This is a genomic window from Mesorhizobium sp. CNPSo 4671 (genome assembly GCF_057784245.1).
Genome location: NZ_JBWLUW010000013.1, coordinates 45,868 through 62,029, shown reverse-complemented (window position 1 = coordinate 62,029; position 16,162 = coordinate 45,868). Strand labels below are relative to the sequence as shown.

Sequence of the window (16,162 nt, the reverse complement as noted above, 5' to 3'; positions counted from 1 at the left end):
GCTGGTTCCTCAAAGGGAGGATTTGAGCAATGAATACAATCGCTGCGGCGAAGCCCGGAAGCATGCGGGCAGGAGAACTGATCAGGCAGTTCAGCATCGTCCTGGTGTTCTTCCTGATCGTGGCGTTCTTCTCATTCGCCAGCCAATATTTCCTGACGTGGCCGAACTGGCTCAATCTTGTCCGGCAGTCGTCCATTAATGGCATTCTGGCTATCGGCGTCACCTTCGTGATCCTCACCAAGGGCATAGACCTGTCGGTGGGATCCGTCATGGCGCTGGCAGGAATGATCGCCGCCAGCCTGGTCACCGACACGAACGAGCACTTCGTGCTTTGGGGCATCCTGGCGGGGCTTGCCGTCGGCGCCGTCCTCGGGCTGGTCAACGGAGTGCTCGTCGCTGCGATCAAGGTTCCGCCGTTCGTTGTAACCCTCGGCATGCTTAGTGCCGCGCGCGGATTAACCCTGATCTTCTCGGACGGCCGACCGATTCCGAACCTGTCGGACGCCTTCACATGGATCGGCGGGGGCCAGATCATGTACGTGCCTGTTCCGATCCTGGTCCTGCTGCTCGTCTTTCTGATTGGATGGACCGTCCTGAACTACACGACCTTCGGACGTTATGTCTATGCAGTCGGTGGCAACGAGAAGGCGGCACGCACGAGCGGCGTCTCGACGAAGATCGTGGTCGGCTCGACCTACGTCATCTCCGGGCTTCTGGCGGGCCTGGCTGGGATCGTTCTCTCAGCCAGGACAACCGCAGCCCTGCCGCAGGCCGGTATGGGCTACGAGCTCGACGCGATCGCGGCTGTCGTTATTGGAGGGACCAGCCTTGCCGGCGGCCGCGGTTCGCTGCTCGGCACGCTCATCGGAGCGCTGATTATCGGCACCATCAACAACGGCATGGACCTGATGGGAGTGTCTTCCTACTACCAGCAAGTGCTCAAGGGCACCATCATCGTAGTCGCGGTCATCGCCGATCAAATCCGGAAGTGACGCAATTTCAGGAATTGCCGCCGACAGGTCGGCGACAATGCCCGATCACGCAAGCAACGCGCTCGGGCGGCTTCAACCAGAGGAGAGTGTGAAATGCAGATGTCTCGGAGGAACCTGCTCAAGGCAGGCGTGGGAATGGCAATCGGCGTGGCCATGCTGGCCGGAACACGGATGGCGTTGGCGGAGGACAAAATTCGGATCGCTGCGTTATCGTTCGGCGAGTCCGGTGAATACATGAAGGCTTGGTCGACGGAAATCCAGAACCATCCGGCCGTCAAGTCGGGCATGGTCGAGATCACGGTTTTCGACGGCAAATATGACCCGCTGACCCAGGCTAACCAGATCGATACCGCGATCACCCAGCAGTTCAACGCCATCATCATGGCACCGTTCGACCTCCAGGCGTCGGCTCCGCCGATCGACAAGGCAGCGCAGGCCAAAATCCCGCTGATTGTCTCGGCGCTCAAGACGAAGTCAATGAATTACACCGCGTCCATCATCGTCAACGACACCGAGGGCGGCCGCATCATCGCCGAGGAACTCGGCAAGCGGCTCCCGAAGGGCGGCAACGTCGTTCTCATGGAAGGTCCGATCGGCCAGTCCGCTCAGATCGAGCGCCGCGCTGGTGTCGACGCCGGACTCGCGAAGTTCCCGAATTTGAAGCTTATCGAGGCCAAGACCGGCAACTGGAGCCGTGCCGAAGGCCAGGCCCTTATGGAGAACTGGCTGCTGGCTCATCCCGGCCAGATCAACGGCGTGCTTGCCGAAAACGACGAGATGGCGCTGGGTGCCATAGTGGCGATGAAGAGCGCCGGCATCGATCTCAAGACCGTACCCGTTTTGTCGATCGACGGCATCCCCGACGCCAAGCGCGCGGTGAAGAAGGGCGAACTGGCGGTCTCGCTCTACAAGTATGCGCGTGCCGAGGGCCAGGGTGCCGTCGATCTCGCTCTGCATGCGATCAAGGGCGACAGCTACAAGCCGCAGGCAGAAATCTGGGGCTCTCTGATGGAATGGAAGGACGGCAAAGAGAAGGATTACGTGGTTCCGTGGCTGATCCTCGATTCCAGCAATGTCGAGAAGTACATGTAATCACAAATGCTTGACTGCGGACGGCCCTTGGGCCGTCCGCATGACCTGCTCCGAAATCGAGGATTGAGTACCATGCAAGAAAGAAAACTCGGAAAGACCGAGGTGACGCTGACCTCCCTTGGGCTGGGGACTTCACCGCTCGGTGGCTGCAACGTCGACGTGACCTTTCAGACTTTCGAAGCAGTCGTCCTCAAGGCCTATGAACTCGGGGTCCGCTACTTCGACACCGCGCCGCTCTACGGTCTCGGTAAGTCCGAGCACTCGCTCGGACATGTGCTCCGGAACAACGATCTTGTCGGTAAGGTGGTGGTCAGCACAAAGGCGGGGCGTATCCTCAAGCCTGAGAGCCGAGCCAAGCGCGCCGAAAGTCTTTATGGCATCGATTGGGTGAAGTCGCTGCCGTTTGTCGACGAGTACGACTATTCGTACGACGGCATCATGCGCGCCTTTGAAGACAGCCAGCAACGCCTGGGCATGGACCACATCGACATCCTGTATCTCCATGACGTGAGCGGTGAATGGCATCGCGAGTCATATGACACGCATCTGTCTGCGTTGAGGGCCAGCGGCTACAAAGCTTGCGACGAGCTGCGCCACTCGGGGTCTATCAAAGCCATCGGCCTCGGCGTCAACGAAACGGCGTCGGTCCTGCAGGTAGCCGAGGAGTTCGATCTGGATTGCTCGATGGTCGCTGGACGGTACACCCTCCTGAACCATGGCGCCCTCGACCATTTCTACCCGGAAATGCAGCGCCGAGGTATCGGCATCGTCGCCGCCGGCATTTACAATTCAGGGATCCTGGCCGAGGGCAGCAAGTCAAGGACGACGACCCGGACCTACGACTGCCAGCCCGCACCCGAGGCGATTGTTCGCAAGGTCGAGGCACTTGAGGCCGTGTGCGAACGGCACGGCGTATCCCTTCCGACCGCGGCGACGCAATTCGTCTACGCGCATCCCGCAGTGACCGCGGTCGTCCAGGGCGCTTTGACGCCGGAACATGTGGCGGCGAACGTCGCCGCGATTTCCACGCCGATCCCAACGGCATTTTGGGATGACCTCAAATCGTCGGGTCTCATTCCCGCGGCCGCCCCAGTGCCTGCAGCGTAAAGGCGATGACGGTGGAGCTGACTCGGCCAAGACCCTCGGATGTCCTTGTCACCTACCGTGTCGAAACGGCTGGAAGTCCCGAGACGTTGGCGGCCAAGATCGCAAGCGATCAATCCACCGGAACGTTCGTGGACCTGCCGGGAGAGACGGCTGAACTCAAAGCCCGAGCGGCCGCGCGAATTGTCGCTTTCGAGCAGCTGGACACCACCGAAATCCCTTCTCTTCCCGCCAAGGGAGCGGCCTTCAATCGGGCGCAGGTGACGATTGCGTATCCGCTCGAAGCTGTCGGAACCGACCTGTCGGCCCTGGCGACGGTGGCGCTCGGCGGTGTCTGGTCGATCAAGGAGTTCACGGGACTTAGGGTCATCGGCCTTCAGTTGCCGTCCGAGTTCGACGGGATTTATCCCGGACCCCAATTCGGGATCGAAGGCTCGCGGCGGCTTACAGGGGTTTACGACAGACCGATTATAGGAACCATCATCAAGCCTGCGCTGGGTCTTACCCCTGATGAAACGGCAAAAGTCGTCGGCGAGTTGATCACATCCGGCGTTGATTTCATCAAGGACGACGAGAAGCTGATGTCGCCGCCTTACTCCCCATTGGAAGCGCGCGTGAAGGCCATCATGCCGCTCATTCGGGACCACGAGCAGCGAACCGGGAAGAAGGTCATGTACGCCTTCGGCATTTCCGACGTCGATCCCGACGAGATGGTGCGGAAGCACGACATGGTGGTTCGCGAAGGCGGTAACGCCGCGGTCATCAGCATCAACTCAATCGGCATGGGCGCATTCCTGTTCCTGCGCCGGCGTTCATCGCTCGTGCTGCACGCCCACCGTAACGGTTGGGACCTCATCACCCGACATCCGGGCCTCGGTTTCGACTTCTCGGTCTATCAGCAGCTTTGGCGCCTGTTGGGCGTCGACCAGTTCCAGATCAACGGCATCGCTGCGAAGTACTGGGAGCCGGACGACTCTTTCGTTCAGTCTTTCCACGACCTACAGAAGCCGATCTTCCATGACGCCGATCGCCCGTTGCCTGTCGTTTGCTCGGGCCAATGGGGCGGCCAGGCACCCGAGACCTATCGGCGGACCGGACAGACAGTCGACCACCTCTATTTGTGTGGTGGCGGTGTGGTTAGTCATCCTGGCGGACCTGCAGCCGGGGTGAAGGCTGTTCGGGCCGCATGGGACGCTGCCGTCGCCGGGATCGATCTCCAGGAACACGCGAAGTCTCATCCGGAGCTGGCGCAGGCGCTCGCCAAGTTTGGCCCGAAATCACCGATATCAGAAGGGAAGTGACGCCATGGAGTACCGTCAACTTGGTCGGTCTGGCCTGAAAATTTCGCAATTGGTCCTGGGCTGCATGAGCTTCGGCGTCGCGGAACGCGGCAACCATGCATGGACGTTGTCTGAAGAGGATAGCAGGCCTTTCATCAGGCAAGCCCTCGAACTTGGCATCAACTGCTTCGATACCGCCAACGTATATTCTGACGGTACCAGCGAGGAGATTGTCGGAAAACTTCTCAAAGAGATGGCACCGCGCGACGAGGTCGTCATTGCGAGCAAGGTCTACGGCAAGATGCGGAATGGTGCCAACGCCGTCGGCCTGTCACGCAAGGCGATCATTGCCGAGGCAGAGGCTAGCCTGAGGCGACTTGGGACCGACTACATTGACCTCTACCAGATCCATTTCTGGGACAACTCGACACCGATCGAGGAGACTTTGGAGGCGCTGACCGACCTCGTGCGAAGCGGCAAGGTACGATACATTGGCGCAAGCAACTGCTACGCTTGGCAGTTCGCGCGCGCGCTCTACAAATCGAACGCCTCCGGATGGTCGCGCTTCATCTCCATGCAGGCGCAAATGAACCTCCTTTACCGTGAGGAGGAACGCGAGATGCTGCCGCTCTGCAGGAGCGAAGGCGTCGGCATAATTGCCTTCAGCCCCCTGGCGCGCGGACGTCTTAGCCGACCGTGGGAGGAAAGCAGCCTGAGGTCTGAGACCGACAATGTGACAGCACGATTCTACGGACATGCCGACGAGGCGGATCGGCGCGTGGTGGATGTCGTCGCCAAGATCGCCGCCGCGAAGAACGTCTCTCGGTCGCTTGTCGCTATGGCGTGGCTCAACTCCAAGCCGGGCGTCATCGCTCCGATTGTCGGCGCGACCAAACTATCGCACTTGAAGGATGCGGCCGCGTCCCTTGACGTGAAGCTGACTGCAGAGGAAATCAAGGAACTCGAAGCCCCCTATGTGCCTCATCAGGTCGTGGGCCTGAATTAGTGCGGATTACCCGCCGGTTCAGCAACGAAGACCACGACATAGAAATAGCGGCCGAAATGCTCCGCAACGGTGAAGTTGTGGCCTTTCCCACGGAGACAGTTTACGGGCTTGGAGCCGACGCCAGCAATTCCGCCGGAATTGAAAACATCTATGAGGCGAAGGGACGCCCACGGCACAATCCGCTGATTGTCCACGTTGCCGACATGGATATGGCCCGCAGGATTGCCCAGTTCAACCAGAATGCCGAGTTAGTCGCTGCCCGGTTTTGGCCAGGCCCCCTGACGATACTGCTGCCCAAGAAGGATGATTGCGGATTGGCCCCTGCGGTGACCGCGGGCCTGGCGAACGTTGCGATCCGGTTTCCGTCTTCACAGGTTGCCCAACGCCTTATCCGAGCAGTTGGATTCCCGGTGGCCGCGCCGTCAGCCAACCTTTCCGGGAAGATATCCACGACGCGTTTCGCGCAAGTGGTTCGCCAACTCGACAGCCGCATAGCGGGAATTATTGAAGATGACACCTGCGACCACGGGCTAGAGTCCACAATCCTGTCCTTGGTCGGAGCGCCTACACTCCTGCGTCAGGGTTCGGTTCCGCAAGAGTCGCTCGAAGAGTTACTTGGCTCGATGGGGGAGGACAGCGACCCGCGTGAAATATCAGCGCCGGGGCAATTGAGAAGCCACTACGCTCCTCACGCTGCCGTCAGGATGGAAGTCGACCAGCCGAGGGCGAACATGATTTGGGTCGGTTTCGGACCGACATGCGAGGGTTGCCGTTTGACGCTCTCCGCTTGCGGCGACCTGCAAGAGGCTGCTCGAAACCTGTACGCAGTCATGACCGAGGCTGATGCTCTTGCAAAAGCAGGCGAGGTGATCGGGTTCGCGCCGCTACCGATGGTCGACCTTGGCCGCGCCATAAACGACCGATTGAGACGCGCCGCCGCGCCGCGCTTAACCTGACTAGAATCACGTGCGGTAAATGCGGGGGTCAGCCCAAAAATCACTTGCATCTAAAGGTATGACCTTATACCTTATCTATCGCCGACTTGGAGGAGCCGTGCTGGGAGGTTTCGTGGGAGCAATTCACGACATCAATCTTCACGGGTGGCGCCGTATTTGTGCTCGCTCGCTACGGCCTCCAGGAGGCCCACCGGTAGCGCGCCTTCCAACGACATACGCAATGGATGACCAATGACCGACCTCGAACTCAGGCCACTCGGAAAGACCAAAGTGCAGGTGACTTCGCTGGGGCTCGGCACGGTGCCCCTCTCGGGCTTCAACGCCGACGTCTCATATGACGAGTTCGAAGCCACGATCCTTGCAGGGTATTCGTCCGGAATCCGCTACTTCGATTGCGCCCCGATGTACGGCTTTGGGAAGTCCGAACACTACCTTGGGCATGCGCTCCGGGCCAACAAGCTGCGCCAAGACGTCGTGGTCAGCACCAAGGTTGGGCGCGTCCTCAAGCCCGCCAGCAGGACGAAGAAACTTGAGACCGTGTACGGCATCGACTGGATCGATCCATTGCCGTTCCTCGACACTTACGATTACACGTATGACGGTGTCATGCGTGCGTTCGAGGACAGCCAGCAGCGGCTCGGTCTCGACTACATCGATGTCCTTCTTGTCCATGACGTCGGTCGCGCCTGGCACGGTGACCAAAGCGAATTCTACTGGGACCAGCTGCGCGCTTCCGGTTACAAGGCGCTCGACGAGCTCCGATCGAGCGGCGCCGTCTCGGCCATAGGTTTGGGCGTCAACGAAACGGACTCGGTCGTCGGTGTTGCGCGCGAGTTTCAGATAGACTGCTCCCTGATCGCAGGGCGCTATACGCTGTTGAACCACGGGCCCCTCGAAGCCGCCTTTGACGAGTTACTCGAGCGAAACGTATCGGTGATCGCCGGGGGCATCTTCAATTCCGGAATCCTTGCGACCGGCGTTGGCGCAGCCACAGCCACTTATGACTACGGCAAGGTCCCGGCCGCCGTCGTGGAGAAGGTGAAGGCCATCGAGAGCGTTTGCGTGGAATATTCGGTGAGTCTGCCGGCGGCGGCGATGCAATTCGTCTACGCGCATCCGGCTGTGGCCACCATGGTCATGGGAGCGAAGAGCGCCGCCGAAGTGGACCAGAACATCAAGGCGATCAACGAGACGATACCATCGGCGTTCTGGGACGCCTTGAAGGCTGCGAACCTCCTTCCGTCGAAGGCTCCGCTGCCGAAGGACGGACGATGAATCGCGCCACCATCGGCCGTGCTTTCCAATGTGACGCGGTGGTCGAGCCGGTTGCGTCAGCGGAAGCGCGCAAGGGCGTCGAAGCGCTCGTCAGAACTTATGGAGAGCTTCTTGCGATTTACTCGTTCATGCATCTCGCATTGAAGGAGAAAGGTATGCGCTTTTTGGTCGGCGAACTCGCCCACCGTGCAGCCGAAATCAAACGGTCGGTCGCGGCAGCACGCTCTGTCTTGCCGGGGGTAGCTGGCCAACAGCACGCGTTCGCCCATCTGGGAAAGGCAGAGCGTCTGCTCGCTGACGCGGACACGCTGCTGCAGCGCGGTGTCCTCGTCCAAGACGCGCCGCTCTTGGGGTTGCTTTCAAACGCCGTGACCGAGCTTGAGCGTTCGGCCGCAATACTCGACACAACGACTTTTGACACAAGCAGCTGCTGTGCAGGGTCTCTATCTGGTCATGGGGAGGAATACCATGGGAGCACATTCAATCTGGGTGCTTGAATACTCGTGCAGCCCGGTGCACCCGGTCAGCGGGGTCTATTACGGCGAGCACAATCGGGGAACGATGAACCTGCCGTTCGCCTACATACTTATCAAGGCCAGCAACGCCGTCGTCCTGGTCGACGTCGGACACGACGCCGGCGACTTCGGAGGGCAGATCGCCAACTCGATTGGCGTCACCGGATGGACAGGTCCCGACATCGTCCTTGGCGAGTGCGGCGTGAGGCCACAGGACGTCACCCATGTGATCCTGACGCATGCACATTTCGATCACATCGGAGGCCTGAAATTCTTCCCCAACGCCAAGATCTACATCCAGAAGAAAGAGCTGGACTCATGGATGTGGATCCTCGCCAAGGGCCGCCGCTTCCGCTCTCTGCAGGCGGGATTGAACCCTGCCGACATCCTCTACCTGACCCAGGCAAACATTGAGGGTCGTCTCGAATTGGTGGAAGGCGAGAGAGAAAATCTGCTGCCGGGAATTCACCTCTATCCCGCATTCGACACCCACACTGCGGGCTCGCAATATGTGGTGGTGCAGAACGGCGAGGGAGACGACAAGATCGTCCTGTCCGGCGACGTGGTCTATACCTATAAAAACCTCAACGGGGGCGACTCGAATGATCCGTGTTTCGTTCCGCCGGGCCTCGCCAACGGCAGTCAAACGCGCCTGATCGAGACCGCCGAGGAGATGCTTGGGATCGTCGGCAACGACGAGCGCCGCATCATTCCCATGCACGAGGAACGGCTGTCAAAGATCTATCCGTCGCGCGCGACAGATCGCGAGCTCATGCTCGTCGAGATATGTCTGGCTGACGGAGAACCTTCAAGAGTGTGATGAAAGTTGCGCAGTTCACAATCGTCCTCCCAAGACGATGCGCAGGGAAAGGCCGGGTGTCGACGACCCCGGCCTTTTCCATTTCGCTTCCTTCACATCTACCTGAGCAAGGGGATCAACTGCGTGACCGAGTTCTTCGCGTCCCCATAGAACATGTGGGTGTTCTCCCTGAAGGAGAGCAGATTCTCAATCCCGGAATAGCCCGTCCCCTGACGACGCTTCGATACGAAGACCTGCCGGGCCTTCCAGACTTCGATGACTGGCATTGCGGCGATCGGTGAATTCGGGTCTTCCTGGGCCGCCGGATTCACGATGTCGTTCGAACCGATGACTATAACGACGTCGGTGTCAGGAAAGTCCTCGCTGATCTCGTCCATTTCCAAGACGATGTCGTAAGGGACTCGGGCTTCGGCGAGGAGCACGTTCATGTGGCCGGGCAGTCGACCCGCGACGGGATGGATGGCGAAGCGTACGGTCTTACCTGCCGCACGCAATTTGCGGGTGAGTTCGGAAACTGCACCCTGGGCTTGCGCGATCGCCATCCCATAACCAGGGACGATAATGACACTTTGCGCGTCGTTGAGGGCCGCGGCGACCCCCTCGCCGTCGATCGAGATCTGATCCGCCGGCAAGCCGCTCGCGCACCGCTCCGATCTTCACTCAATCCCTCCCATTTTCTGTCTCGCGACGGGAAGGCCGCTCGTACCCACTATGTGTTAAATGTTACAAGGAAACTCACAAAATAACATCAAATCAACCAAGTTTGCTATCTCGCATTAGGCCCATCCCCTCCGAATCCTTGCGGGTTCGCGGGGCTTGGGCCCTGTCGGATGTGATAATGTTAGCTTTATCACAAAAAGTAATGTTGAATTGTGATAAGATATGTTATATTTTGGGGGCCTCTCGCACGTCGACAGAGGAGTGCCGAATGATCCCAGCTAAGGTATCGATTTCTGATCTAGCAAACGCGATCCGCGTTCTTTCAATCGATGCCGTGGAGGCAGCCAATTCGGGTCATCCCGGGATGCCGATGGGCATGGCTGACGCCGCGTCCGTGCTGTTTGCAAGGCATTTGAAATTCGACGCCAGCCAGCCTCGCTGGGCCGACCGCGATCGCTTCGTTCTGTCGAACGGGCATGGGTCCATGCTGCTCTACAGCGCGCTTTATCTCAGCGGTGTGGAGGACGTCTCGATCGAGGAGATCCGCAATTTCCGCCAATGGGGTTCCAAGACCCCCGGCCATCCTGAATACGGTCATACTGCTGGCGTGGAGATCACCACTGGGCCGCTCGGGCAGGGCATAGCCGGAGCGGTGGGCATGGCCATAGCCGAAAGACGCCTTTCGGATGAGTTTGGCGCGGACCTGGTCGATCACCACACTTACGTGTTCTGTGGCGACGGCTGCCTCATGGAAGGCGTCGGACAGGAGGCGGCCTCGCTGGCCGGTCACCTGAAGCTCGGCAAGCTGATCGTGCTCTATGACGACAATGCAATTACGATTGACGGCTCCACCGCCGTTTCGTTCACCGAGGACGTTCCTGCCCGTTTCGCGGCCTATGGCTGGCATGTCGAAAGCATCGACGGCCATAATCCGGCGGCCATCGATGCGGCAATCACCCGCGCGAAGGCAGAAGCGGGCAGGCCGTCGCTGATCGCGATGAAGACCGTCATCGGCTATGGTTCACCAACCAAGGCCGGCAAAAGCTCGGCTCATGGCGCGCCACTGGGGGCAGCCGAGGCGGCTGCGGCCAAGGCTGCCTATACCTGGCAGGCCGCGCCATTCGAAATACCGTCGGAGATCCTCGAAGGCTGGCGTGCCATTGGCGCAATGGGAGCTGGCGCACGTGCCGATTGGCAAGGGCGGCTCGATTCCATTGACGCCGGCAAGAAAGCGGAATTCCTGCGCCGGGTCTCCGGCGTGCTTCCCGATCACTATGGTGTGCAGGTTGAGGCCGCCCGGACCAAGCTCCTCGACCATCCCCAGCCAGTCGCAACCCGAAAAGCAAGCCAGATCGCTCTGGAAACGCTAGCCGCCGCCCTGCCTGAGATGATCGGCGGCTCAGCTGACCTTACCCATTCCAATCTTACCCGCGTTGCCGCCGTCGACAGCGACTTCACGCCGACCAGCTCGGGGCGCTATGTCAGCTATGGGGTGCGTGAATTCGCCATGGCTGCGGCCATGAACGGCATCGCCGTGCACGGCGGACTTATTCCTTATGGGGGCACGTTCCTGGTCTTTTCAGACTATTGTCGCAACGCAATCCGGCTGTCGGCGCTGATGGGGGTGCGCTCGATATACGTATTGACGCATGACTCGATCGGGCTTGGCGAAGACGGTCCAACACATCAGCCGGTCGAGCACGTGGCAAGCCTGCGGGCCGTTCCGAACCTGCACGTATTCCGACCCTGCGATGCCGTTGAGACGCTGGAGTGTTGGGACATCGCTCTGCGCGACCGCAACACTCCATCGGTTCTGGCGCTTTCGCGTCAAAATGTTCCTCAACTCCGGTTAGAGCGCGACACCGTCAACCGGGCGCAAAAGGGTGCCTATGTCATAAAGGAGTCCGGTCCGGCGCGTGACTTGACCATTCTCGGCACCGGGACCGAGGTTTCGCTCGCCGTTGCCGCGGCAGAGCAACTGAAGGAGAGGGGCATTCATGCAGCTGTCGTCTCAATGCCCGCCTGGGATCTCTTTGAGAAGCAACCGAAAGCCTACAGGGAGGCCGTGCTCGGCAACGCGCCGCGCATAGCGGTCGAGGCGTTGTCGAAATTCGGGTGGACCCGCTATGTGGACAGCGAGGACGACGTCATCGGCATGACCGGCTTCGGCGCCTCGGCGCCCGCCGATGTGCTTTATGAGAAATTCGGCATCACCAGCCAGGCGATCGTGGCGCTCGCTCTCGAGAAGCTCGGAGCAACGCCATGAACGTGCTCAGGCTTACCAATGATCAACCGGCTCGCGCACTGCGAGCCGTGGAGGATTTTCTGGAGGATTGGGCGGGCGCGGACGCGCTCCGCCTCGCGATCACAAAGCAAATCGACGCCGTGATGACGGGCGCACGGGCCTTGTCGGCCAGGATCGCCCTCGGTGAACTTCCTGGCGATCCGGCCGAGATCGTCGGCGTCAATTCCGACAGCGACAAACAGAAGGCGATCGACGTTGCCTCACATCATTTGTTCCTGGCCCTGCTGCGGGATGCCGGCGCGGCGCAGGTGCTGTCCGAGGAGGCGGAAGTGCCGGCTGTCTTTGGTTCGTCAGGCCTCGCCGTCGCGATAGATCCGCTTGACGGATCAGGCAATGTCGGACTTGGGGCCTCCCTTGGCACGCTGTTTTCGATCGTTCCATTCGAGGTCGGTGAGGATCCGTTCCTCAAGCCGGGAAGGGAATTGGTCGCTGCCGGCTACGTGTCCTATGGCAACACCGTCGATCTTGGCTTTTCGGTCGGGGAAGGGGTCGTCCTGGCGACGCTCAACCCCAATGATGGAAGTTTCTACGTCATCCGGGAAAGTGTCCGGATAAAGCCCGACACGGCGGATCTCGCCTACAATGCGTCTTTGCATCGCCATCTCGTGCCGTCGACCCGTTCCTATGTGGACGACTGCCTGAAGGGCAGTTCGGGTCCCCGGGGCCGCGACTTCAATATGCGCTGGCTGGGCGCCGCCGTTGGAGAGCTCCATCGCATTGTTTTGCGCGGTGGCGTCTTCCTCTACGGCGCCGATGGCCGTCAAGGCTACGAGCAGGGCCGCTTGCGCCACGTCTACGAGGCCAATCCGATCGCATTTTTGATGCGGGCCGCCGGAGGCCTCGCCACCGACGGCAGCATCAACATACTCGACAAGCCGCCCGCGTCCCACCATTGCAGGACGCCGCTGGTCTTCGGCTCTGTCAACGAAGTCGAACTGATCTCAGGTCTGGTCCGGAAAGCATAAGGGGAAAGCCATGGCGCGAATTACCTTACGTCAATTGCTGGATCACGCGGCCGAACATGGCTACGGCGTACCAGCATTCAACATCAACAATATGGAACAAGCGCTTGCGATCATGGAGGCGGCCAACCTGACGGACTCGCCCGTTATCATGCAGGCCAGCCGCGGTGCGCGCGCCTATGTCAATGACGTCATGCTCAGGCACATGATGGACGCCGTGACGGAGATATACCCCAACATCCCGGTCTGTGTTCATCTCGACCACGGCAATGAGCCAACCAGCTGCATGACAGCGATCCAGGCCGGCTTCACCTCGGTCATGATCGACGGATCGCTGCGAGCGGACGGCAAAACGCCGGCCGACTGGGACTATAATGTTGGCGTGACGAAGAGTGTTGCGGATTTCGCTCACTGGGGCGGTGTGTCGGTAGAGGGTGAGCTTGGCGTGCTCGGTTCGTTGGAAAGCGGCATGGGCGAGGCCGAGGACGGGCATGGCGCGGAAGGCCAACTGTCGCACGACCAGCTCCTGACCGATCCGGATGAGGCTGCGGCCTTCGTGAAGGAGACCAAGGTCGACGCTTTGGCGATCGCAATGGGCACCAGCCATGGCGCCTATAAATTCACCCGCAAGCCCGATAGCGACGTGCTTGCAATGCACGTGATCGAGGCCATCCATGCCAGGCTGCCCCATACCCATCTTGTGATGCACGGTTCCTCGTCCGTGCCGGACGAACTGCAGGAGATCATCAACAGGTTCGGCGGGGAGCTCAAACCCACCTGGGGGGTGCCGCTCGAGGAAATTCGGCGCGGCATCCGGCATGGGGTTCGCAAGATCAACATCGACACAGATTGCCGCATGGCGATGACCGGGCAGGTCCGACGCGTGCTGAGCGAGGATCCCTCCGAATTCGATCTGCGGAAATACATGAAGCCCGCCATGGCAGCACTTTCCAAGCTATGCCGCGAGCGCTTCGAGGCTTTCGGATCGGCGGGCCACGCTCATGGCATCGTCCCCTTGACGCTGTCCGAAATGGCTGAGCGCTATCGCAACGGGACTGTCCATTGAGAGCGACATGTTGGACATTGGCGCACTCGCTTACACACGCCGGCGAAGCGCCTTATGCCACGTGTCGGAGCTCGTCCGGCAGCCGGCGACGCAGCAATGGAGATGATCGTGAAACGAGAAGAGCGCAGGCAGGAAATCATCGATCTTCTCGTTGCCAGCCGCGCGGTTGATCTCGATGATCTAGCCACTCGGTTCGCGGTCTCGAAGATGACCATACACCGCGACCTTGACGACCTCGAGCGAGCCGGTGTGCTGCGCAAAGTGCGCGGTGGCGCGACCATCGAACCAGGGACCCAGTTCGAGAGCGATTTCCGCTTCCGTGAGCTGCAGGAAGCCGATGTGAAGCGGTCGATTGCGACCGCAGCAGCCGAGCTCGTCGAGCCAGGCATGACCGTCATGATCAACGACGGGTCAATGGCCGCGATGCTCGGCGACGTGCTGGCAAGAAAAAGAGCAATTACGATCATCACCAACAATGCAGCGATCATTGATCGCAACAAGGGCGAGAGCGGCGCCACGCTGATCGCCGTAGGCGGGGTCTATTCCTCCAAGTTCAACGCCTATTTTGGGATTGTCACTGAAGAGGCGCTTTCGCGCCTGCGTGCCGACATTGCCTTTGTCTCAGCGCCTGCCGCGTCGGGCCGCCTCGCCTATCACATGGACGAGACCGTCGTGCGCAGCAAGCGCGCCATGATCGCCTCCAGCAGACAAAGCTGCCTTTTGGTCAATAGCCGACGCTTCGGCCACACGGCGTTGCATGTACTCGCCGACCTCAATGATTTCAGCACGATCATCTCCGACAAACCGTTGCCACACCAAACGGCTGTCGAGCTCGAAGGTGGACAAACCGTCGTCAGGATCGCTACCGCAGAGGCAACACAATGACCGGGAACAAGCAGTTTTGGGTCGGCACCAGCTGGAAAATGAACAAGACCCTGGAGGAAGCCCGCGAGTTCGCCGATGGCTTGTGCCGCGCCGAGTCCGGCCGGCATGACCGCCTCCAGCGTTTCGTCATCCCGCCATTCACCGCCGTCCGTGAAGTCAAGAGGATGCTCAAAGGCACTTCGGTCAAGGTCGGTGCACAGAACATGCATTGGGAAGATGAAGGCGCCTGGACCGGGGAAGTGTCGCCGGTGATGCTGAAGGACTGCGAACTCGATATCGTTGAGCTCGGCCATTCGGAGCGCCGCGAGCATTTTGGGGAAACCGATGAAACCGTTGGCCTCAAGACGGAGGCCGCCGTCCGCCACGGCCTCGTGCCGCTGATCTGTATCGGCGAGACGCTTGCGGACCGCGACAGCGGCAGGGCGAGCCAAGTCCTGGCAACGCAGGTGCGCGGCGCGCTCGGCAAGCTGGCTGCCGGCCAGCGAGGGGCTCCGATCCTTCTCGCCTACGAGCCTGTCTGGGCGATCGGTGAACGTGGCATCCCTGCGACGGCCGAGTATGCCAACGCCCGTCATGCCGAAATCGCCAGGTTCGCCCACGAGATCCTCGGGCGTCGCATCCCCTGCCTCTATGGCGGCTCGGTCAATCCCGGCAATTGCGAAGAACTGATCACCTGCCCCGACATCGACGGACTCTTCATTGGTCGCTCGGCCTGGAAGGTCGAGGGCTACCTCGACATCCTGGCGCGCTGCGCCGCCAAAATCTGAAAAGGAGACGAACATGAAAATCGCTGTTGCAGGAGACAGTGCGGGCGAGGGGCTCGCCAAGGTTCTAGCCGACCACCTGAAGGATCGGCACGATGTGAAGGAGGTCTCTCGCACCGACGCCGGCCCCGAGGCCTTTTATGCAAACCTTTCGGATCGCGTCGGCTCAGCCGTGCTCAAGGGCGAATATGACCGTGCCATCCTTGTTTGCGGCACCGGTATCGGCGTCTGCATCGCGGCCAACAAGGTGCCAGGCATTCGCGCCGCCCTGACGCACGACACCTATTCGGCAGAGCGCGCCGCGCTCTCGAACAACGCGCAAATCATCACCATGGGATCGCGTGTCATTGGCCCGGAGCTTGCTAAATCGATTGCCGACGCCTTCCTCGCGCACAGCTTCGATGAGAACGGCCGTTCGGCAGGTAACGTCAAGGCGATCAACGAGGTTGATGCCAAGTACAATACAGTGCCCCGCTAAGC

At 60.3% G+C, this 16,162-nt stretch carries 15 protein-coding genes and 1 pseudogene; 15 read left to right on the top strand and 1 reads right to left on the bottom strand.

Going from position 1 to position 16,162, the window contains the following annotated elements:
* Positions 1-29: 29 nt before the first annotated feature.
* The 9 genes from AC04SF_RS29705 (at position 30) to AC04SF_RS29665 (ending at position 9,040) form a co-directional block, all read left to right on the top strand.
* Positions 30-992 carry an ABC transporter permease gene (locus AC04SF_RS29705; protein ID WP_488480671.1) on the top strand — a complete coding sequence of 321 codons (963 nt, stop codon included), beginning with the start codon at positions 30-32 and terminating at the stop codon, positions 990-992.
* Positions 993-1,085: 93 nt separating this feature from the next.
* A complete protein-coding gene (locus AC04SF_RS29700; RefSeq protein WP_488480670.1) occupies positions 1,086-2,084 on the top strand; it encodes a substrate-binding domain-containing protein in 999 nt (332 codons plus the stop codon).
* A gap of 72 nt (positions 2,085-2,156) precedes the next feature.
* The gene (locus AC04SF_RS29695; RefSeq protein ID WP_488480669.1) at positions 2,157-3,191 is read left to right on the top strand and encodes an aldo/keto reductase; all 1,035 of its coding nucleotides are present in this window, start codon (positions 2,157-2,159) and stop codon (positions 3,189-3,191) included.
* A gap of 5 nt (positions 3,192-3,196) precedes the next feature.
* Entirely contained in the window at positions 3,197-4,489 is a 1,293-nt protein-coding gene (gene oiaX, locus AC04SF_RS29690; protein WP_488480668.1) for a 3-oxo-isoapionate-4-phosphate decarboxylase OiaX, read from the top strand.
* 4 nt (positions 4,490-4,493) lie between these two features.
* Positions 4,494-5,474 carry an aldo/keto reductase gene (locus AC04SF_RS29685; RefSeq protein ID WP_488480667.1) on the top strand — a complete coding sequence of 327 codons (981 nt, stop codon included), beginning with the start codon at positions 4,494-4,496 and terminating at the stop codon, positions 5,472-5,474.
* Positions 5,474-6,430 (top strand): L-threonylcarbamoyladenylate synthase, encoded by a 957-nt coding sequence (locus tag AC04SF_RS29680; RefSeq protein WP_488480666.1) that lies wholly within the window; start codon positions 5,474-5,476, stop codon positions 6,428-6,430. Before AC04SF_RS29685 ends, AC04SF_RS29680 begins: the two co-directional genes overlap by 1 nt.
* 231 nt (positions 6,431-6,661) lie before the next feature.
* Positions 6,662-7,705, top strand: a complete 1,044-nt coding sequence (locus AC04SF_RS29675; protein ID WP_488480665.1) for an aldo/keto reductase — start codon at positions 6,662-6,664, stop codon at positions 7,703-7,705.
* Positions 7,702-8,202 (top strand): hypothetical protein, encoded by a 501-nt coding sequence (locus AC04SF_RS29670; RefSeq protein ID WP_488480664.1) that lies wholly within the window; start codon positions 7,702-7,704, stop codon positions 8,200-8,202. The genes AC04SF_RS29675 and AC04SF_RS29670 overlap by 4 nt, the downstream gene beginning before the upstream one ends.
* Positions 8,174-9,040, top strand: a complete 867-nt coding sequence (locus AC04SF_RS29665) for an N-acyl homoserine lactonase family protein (protein WP_488480663.1) — start codon at positions 8,174-8,176, stop codon at positions 9,038-9,040. Before AC04SF_RS29670 ends, AC04SF_RS29665 begins: the two co-directional genes overlap by 29 nt.
* A gap of 98 nt (positions 9,041-9,138) precedes the next feature.
* On the opposite strand, the pseudogene AC04SF_RS29660 reads toward AC04SF_RS29665, so the two are convergent.
* Positions 9,139-9,660 (bottom strand): annotated as a pseudogene (locus AC04SF_RS29660) (NAD(P)(+) transhydrogenase (Re/Si-specific) subunit beta); the annotation flags it as partial.
* A 308-nt stretch (positions 9,661-9,968) separates the two neighbouring features.
* Between AC04SF_RS29660 and tkt the strand changes: the two are divergent.
* From tkt to derI, 6 genes are all read left to right on the top strand, one after another.
* Positions 9,969-11,966: a transketolase gene (gene tkt, locus AC04SF_RS29655; RefSeq protein WP_488480739.1), complete on the top strand. Its 1,998-nt coding sequence runs from the start codon at positions 9,969-9,971 to the stop codon at positions 11,964-11,966.
* Positions 11,963-12,970: a class 1 fructose-bisphosphatase gene (locus tag AC04SF_RS29650; protein ID WP_488480662.1), complete on the top strand. Its 1,008-nt coding sequence runs from the start codon at positions 11,963-11,965 to the stop codon at positions 12,968-12,970. Before tkt ends, AC04SF_RS29650 begins: the two co-directional genes overlap by 4 nt.
* 10 nt (positions 12,971-12,980) lie before the next feature.
* Positions 12,981-14,033, top strand: a complete 1,053-nt coding sequence (gene fba, locus AC04SF_RS29645) for a class II fructose-bisphosphate aldolase (protein ID WP_488480661.1) — start codon at positions 12,981-12,983, stop codon at positions 14,031-14,033.
* Between the two features lie 108 nt (positions 14,034-14,141).
* Complete coding sequence (locus tag AC04SF_RS29640; RefSeq protein WP_488480738.1) at positions 14,142-14,918, top strand: DeoR/GlpR family DNA-binding transcription regulator; 777 nt, start codon at positions 14,142-14,144, stop codon at positions 14,916-14,918.
* A complete protein-coding gene (locus AC04SF_RS29635; RefSeq protein WP_488480660.1) occupies positions 14,915-15,685 on the top strand; it encodes a triose-phosphate isomerase in 771 nt (256 codons plus the stop codon). The genes AC04SF_RS29640 and AC04SF_RS29635 overlap by 4 nt, the downstream gene beginning before the upstream one ends.
* Before the next feature lie 13 nt (positions 15,686-15,698).
* Positions 15,699-16,160, top strand: coding sequence for a D-erythrulose-4-phosphate isomerase (derI, locus tag AC04SF_RS29630; protein ID WP_488480659.1), 462 nt, complete (start codon positions 15,699-15,701; stop codon positions 16,158-16,160).
* Positions 16,161-16,162 lie beyond the last annotated feature (2 nt).

What these genes read in the sequence shown, in the direction of transcription:
- AC04SF_RS29705 (WP_488480671.1), top strand. Translation starts at nt 30, where the DNA reads ATGAATACAATCGCTGCGGCGAAGCCCGGAAGCATGCGGGCAGGAGAA.
- AC04SF_RS29700 (WP_488480670.1), top strand. Translation starts at nt 1,086, where the DNA reads ATGCAGATGTCTCGGAGGAACCTGCTCAAGGCAGGCGTGGGAATGGCA.
- AC04SF_RS29695 (WP_488480669.1), top strand. Translation starts at nt 2,157, where the DNA reads ATGCAAGAAAGAAAACTCGGAAAGACCGAGGTGACGCTGACCTCCCTT.
- oiaX (WP_488480668.1), top strand. Translation starts at nt 3,197, where the DNA reads ATGACGGTGGAGCTGACTCGGCCAAGACCCTCGGATGTCCTTGTCACC.
- AC04SF_RS29685 (WP_488480667.1), top strand. Translation starts at nt 4,494, where the DNA reads ATGGAGTACCGTCAACTTGGTCGGTCTGGCCTGAAAATTTCGCAATTG.
- AC04SF_RS29675 (WP_488480665.1), top strand. Translation starts at nt 6,662, where the DNA reads ATGACCGACCTCGAACTCAGGCCACTCGGAAAGACCAAAGTGCAGGTG.
- AC04SF_RS29670 (WP_488480664.1), top strand. Translation starts at nt 7,702, where the DNA reads ATGAATCGCGCCACCATCGGCCGTGCTTTCCAATGTGACGCGGTGGTC.
- AC04SF_RS29665 (WP_488480663.1), top strand. Translation starts at nt 8,174, where the DNA reads ATGGGAGCACATTCAATCTGGGTGCTTGAATACTCGTGCAGCCCGGTG.
- tkt (WP_488480739.1), top strand. Translation starts at nt 9,969, where the DNA reads ATGATCCCAGCTAAGGTATCGATTTCTGATCTAGCAAACGCGATCCGC.
- AC04SF_RS29650 (WP_488480662.1), top strand. Translation starts at nt 11,963, where the DNA reads ATGAACGTGCTCAGGCTTACCAATGATCAACCGGCTCGCGCACTGCGA.
- fba (WP_488480661.1), top strand. Translation starts at nt 12,981, where the DNA reads ATGGCGCGAATTACCTTACGTCAATTGCTGGATCACGCGGCCGAACAT.
- AC04SF_RS29635 (WP_488480660.1), top strand. Translation starts at nt 14,915, where the DNA reads ATGACCGGGAACAAGCAGTTTTGGGTCGGCACCAGCTGGAAAATGAAC.
- derI (WP_488480659.1), top strand. Translation starts at nt 15,699, where the DNA reads ATGAAAATCGCTGTTGCAGGAGACAGTGCGGGCGAGGGGCTCGCCAAG.